Origin of the sequence: Pantoea sp. SIMBA_079 (assembly GCF_046940275.1) — a bacterium.
Classification (GTDB): domain Bacteria; phylum Pseudomonadota; class Gammaproteobacteria; order Enterobacterales; family Enterobacteriaceae; genus Pantoea; species Pantoea borealis.
Map to the genome: position 1 here is coordinate 1 of NZ_JAWRYR010000538.1, position 259 is coordinate 259.

The 259-nt window shown below is 55.6% G+C and carries 1 protein-coding gene; it reads right to left on the minus strand.

Translation table 11 applies throughout. The features are described 5' to 3' along the window. The coding region (locus SB719_RS21115; protein ID WP_412159879.1) for a hypothetical protein at window positions 1-259 on the minus strand (259 nt) is incomplete at both ends.

Consider the following 259-nt stretch of genomic DNA (forward strand, 5'->3'; position numbering starts at 1 on the left):
CCAGCCGGCCCCCTCAGTCGTGCTCTGGTGCACTGGGTCGAATGATTTGATAATCGTATTGAGCTTGCCGGCATGGAGACTCACTGAGTCCCACAGCGGATCTTCAAATCGGAGCCGCTCGAGGACGCCGACGACTTGTCTCAGGTTATCGAGATCGATGTCGATTTCCGGCGAGTTTTGCTGAGCCAGGGTACCGTATCCACCGGAGTTGAGGACTAGCTTGAGAATTTGTTCCTCAGCCTTTTTGGCGGCTGCCATG